The sequence below is a fragment of the Terrabacter sp. P5_B1 genome, from assembly GCF_056400505.1.
Genome location: NZ_JBFULD010000357.1, coordinates 1 through 4,056, shown reverse-complemented (window position 1 = coordinate 4,056; position 4,056 = coordinate 1). Strand labels below are relative to the sequence as shown.

Here is a 4,056-nt window from a genome sequence, read left to right as displayed (position 1 = left end):
ACGCCGCCCGGGTTGGGGCTGACCCAGCCGGCGACCTCGGCGACGTCGGGCGCGACGTCGCCGGCGATCTTGCCGTCGACGCGGCTCACGCCGACGTCGAGGACGGCCGCGCCGGGCTTGACCATGTCCTTGGTGACGATGCCGGGCACGCCGGCCGCGGCGATGACGATGTCGGCGTGGCGCACCTCGGCGGCGAGGTCCTTGGTCCCGGTGTGGCACAGCGTCACGGTGGCGTTCTCGCTCTTGCGGGTGAGGATGAGCCCGAGCGGGCGGCCCACGGTGAGGCCACGGCCGATGACGACGACCTTGGCGCCGGCGATCTCGACGTCGTGGCGGCGGAGCAGCTCGATGCAGCCCATCGGCGTGCACGGCAGCGGGGCCGGCTTGCCGAGGGCGAGCCAGCCGAGGTTCATCGGGTGCAGGCCGTCGACGTCCTTGCCCGGGTCGACCCGCGACAGCAGGGCCATCTCGTCGAGACCGGTCGGCTGCTGGACGAGGAAGCCGGTGCACGCCGGGTCGGCGTTGAGCTCGTCGATGACGGCCTCGACCTCGGCCTGGGTGGCCGTCGCCGGCAGGTCACGGCGCAGGCTCGTGATGCCGATCTCGGCGCAGTCCTTGTGCTTGGCGTTGACGTACCAGTGGCTGCCCGGGTCGTCGCCGACGAGGACGGTGCCGAGACCCGGCACGACCCCCTGCTCGCGCAGGCGGGCGACCCGCTGGGTCAGCTCCACCTTGATCGCCTGGAGGGTGGCCTTGCCGTCGAGGATCTGTGCCGTCACGGTGGACATCCTGCCATCCCGGCCCGTGACCTCCGCTCAGGTCAGCTCGGCCAACGCGACCTTCGGGTCGGCGAGGCGGTCGCGGTCGACGACGGTCCTGTCGCGCACCAGGCGTTGGACGTCGTCGATGGTGTCCCAGACGTTGACGTGCATGCCGGCCAGCACGCGTACGCCCTCCCCCTCGGGCACGACCCAGAACGCCATGAACTCGTTGCTCGACGGCTCACCCCGCAACAGCACCTCCTCGCCGCTCCCGCGGGGGACGTAGCCGGCATACTCCAGCCCGATGTCGTACTGGTCGGAGAAGAAGAAGGGGATCGGGTCGTAGGTGACGTCCTGGCCGGCCATCGAGCGCCCCGCGGCGAGGCCGCCGTCGTTGGCGTTGGCCCAGTGCTCGACGCGGACGTTGGTGCCGAGCGTGGTGCTGCGCCAGTTCGCGACGTCACCGGCGGCCCACACGCCCTCGGCCGAGGTGCGCAGCGCGGGGTCGGTGACGATCCCGTTGTCCGTCGTGATGCCGGCGCCCTCGGCGAGACCGGTCTTCGGGGTGATGCCGACCCCGACGACGACCGCGTCGGCCGGCACGGTGTCGCCGGACTTGGTGACGACGCCGGTCACCGACGTCTCGCCCTCGATGCGCTCGACGCCCTCGCCGAACCGGAACTCGACGCCGTGACCGCGGTGGAGGTCGGCGAACCAGCCCCCGACCTGCTCGCCCATGACCGCGACGAGCGGCGCGGCCTGCGGCTCGATGACGGTGACGGTGCAGCCGGCGTCACGGGCGGCGGCGGCGACCTCGAGGCCGATCCAGCCGGCGCCGACGATGACGATGCGGGCGCCCTTGCTGAAGCGGGCCTTGAGCGCCTCGGACTCCTGCATCTCGCGCAGGTAGAGCACCCCGTCGAGGTCGGCGCCCGGCACGTCGAGGGCGCGGGGCGTGGAGCCGGTCGCGATGAGGAGCTTCTCGTACGAGAGGGTTTCGCCGTCGGCGAGCGTCAGCGTGTGCTGCTCGGCGTCGAGGGCGGTCGCCGGGTTGGCCAGGCGCAGCTCGACGCCCTGCTCGAAGTACCAGTCACGGTCGTGGGTGAACGCCGTCTCCATCTCGTCCTCGCCCTTGAGCACCGCCTTGGACAGCGGCGGCCGCTCGTAGGGCAGCCGGTCCTCCTCGGTCACAAGGACGATCATGCCGTCCGAGTCACTCTCCCGGATGCCCTCGATGGCCTTCGCCGCCGCCAGCCCACCGCCGACGATGAGGTATGCCGTGCGCCCCTGCTCCCCGCCCTTGTCAGTGCTCATGTGCACACCTTCACACGCAACCCCCCACCCGTCGAGGTTTTGCCCGTCGAGACCCGGTCACCCCCCGGGTCGAGGTATGCCGTCGCGCCTGGACGCGAGCAATCACCTCGACCCCCAGCCCCTCCCTCGGCGTCGGAGGTCAGGAGGTCCAGGCGCGCCAGAGGGCGGCGTACTCCCCGTCCCGCTCGACGAGCTCGTCGTGGCTGCCGAGCTCGGCGACCCGCCCGTCGATGACGACCRCGATCCGGTCGGCATCGTGCGCGGTGTGCAGGCGGTGCGCGATCGCGACGACCGTGCGGCCCGTGAGCAGCGCGTTCATCGAGCCCTCGAGATGTCGGGCCGTGCGCGGGTCGATGAGCGAGGTCGCCTCGTCGAGGACGATCGTGTGCGGGTCGGCCAGGATGAGCCGGGCGAGGGCGATCTGCTGCGCGCGACCCGGGGTCAGCGCCTGGTGGCCCGAGCCGAGCGTCGTGTCGAGCCCGTCGGGCAGCCGCTCGACCCAGTCGAGGGCGTCGACGGCACGGAGCGCCGCGCGGACCTGGTCGTCGGTCGAGCCCTCGCGCGCGAGCACGACGTTGTCGCGCACCGAGCCGATGAAGACGTGGTGCTCCTGCGTGACGAGCGCGACCTCCGTGCGCAGCTGGTCGAGCGGCAGCGACGTCAGCTCGACCCCGCCGACGGTCACCGACCCGGTGCGCGGGCCGTGGATGCCGGACAGGAGCCGACCGAGCGTCGACTTGCCGGAGCCGCTCGGGCCCACGATGGCAAGCCGCTCGCCGGTGATGAGGTCGAGGTCGATGCCGTGCAGCACGTCGTGGTCGGCGCGGTAGGCGTAGCGCAGGTCGGTGCCCACCAGCTCGGGGCCGGTCGGCCGGTCGTCACCGGCCTCACGGTCCGGGGGCACCGTGGCGATGCCGAGCAGGCGGGTCGTCGAGGCGACGCCGACCTGCACCCGGTCGGCGGTGTGCACGAGCATGTCGAACGGGCCCCAGAGCGCCTCGGTGTAGAGGACCGCGGTGGTGATCTGTCCGAGCGTGGCCCAGCCCTCGGCATACCCGATCGATCCGAGCAGGAGCACGAGCACCCGCGGGAGGCTGAAGGCGAGGTCCATGACGGCGAAGAGCAGGTTGCGCAGCGTCATCGTGTAGCGCTCGGCCTGCGCGGACACGGCGATGTCCTCGTCGCCGCGGCGGAGCCGGTGACGCGAGAGGCCGAGGGCCTCGACGGTGCGCGCGCCCTCGACGGTCTCGGTGAGCGCGGTGTTGATCCGGGAGTACGTGCCGCCCTCGGTGAGGTAGCCCTTGCCGGCGCGCCGGAGGTAGCGGCGCACCTGGATGAGCGCGAGCGACATGAGCACGATCGACGGGAGCGAGAGCAGCGGCGAGTTGCTCACCATGGCGACGAGCGTCAGGACGACGGTGATGCTCGCGATGATCGACTCGGGCAGCGCCCAGCGCACGCTCTCGCTCATCGTGCCGACGTCGCGGGTGACGCGGGTGACGAGGTCGCCGGAGCTGGCGCTCTCCACGCGCGACAGTGGCAGGCGCAGGATGGCGCGGACGATGTATTCGCGCGCGGTGGCGAGGACGCTCTGGCCGAGCACCGTCGAGGAGAACTTCGCGGCGAGGGTGAACGCGCTCTGCACGACGACCAGCCCGGCGACGACGAGCGCCGCCGAGTTGGCCCCCGCCAGGGCGGCGTCGGTGCGCCCGGCCTGGACGTCGGCGACGGTGGAGTCGACGAGCTCGCCGAGCAGCCGCGGGACGAGCAGCCCGGCCGTCGCGGCCAGGGCGTTGGCGACGACGACGGCCACCACGAGGAGGCGCTGCTGCGAGAGGAGCTCGCGGATGAAGACGACGACCCGGCGCGTGTCGGCCATGGGCAGGCCCGTGCGGGCGTTCATCGTGTCGGCCACGAACTCCTGCGCGCGGCGCTCGCGCAGCAGGTGCCGGCGGCGCAGGGCGCTGACGCGCTCCCCCAC

3 protein-coding genes are annotated in these 4,056 nt (G+C 72.5%); all 3 read right to left on the bottom strand.

From position 1 onward, the window contains the following. Positions 1–779, bottom strand: a 779-nt coding sequence (locus AC1DP0_RS19075) for a bifunctional methylenetetrahydrofolate dehydrogenase/methenyltetrahydrofolate cyclohydrolase (RefSeq protein WP_478087536.1), incomplete at its 3' end; no start/stop codon positions are given. A 36-nt stretch (positions 780–815) separates the two neighbouring features. Next, positions 816–2,075, bottom strand: a complete 1,260-nt coding sequence (locus AC1DP0_RS19070) for an NAD(P)/FAD-dependent oxidoreductase (protein ID WP_478087534.1) — start codon at positions 2,073–2,075, stop codon at positions 816–818. A 139-nt stretch (positions 2,076–2,214) separates the two neighbouring features. After that, a partial coding sequence (locus AC1DP0_RS19065) for an ABC transporter ATP-binding protein (RefSeq protein ID WP_478087532.1) occupies positions 2,215–4,056 on the bottom strand: 1,842 nt, incomplete at its 5' end.

Coding starts and splice junctions, on each gene's coding strand:
- AC1DP0_RS19070 (WP_478087534.1), bottom strand. CDS start 2,075: ATGAGCACTGACAAGGGCGGGGAGCAGGGGCGCACGGCATACCTCATC.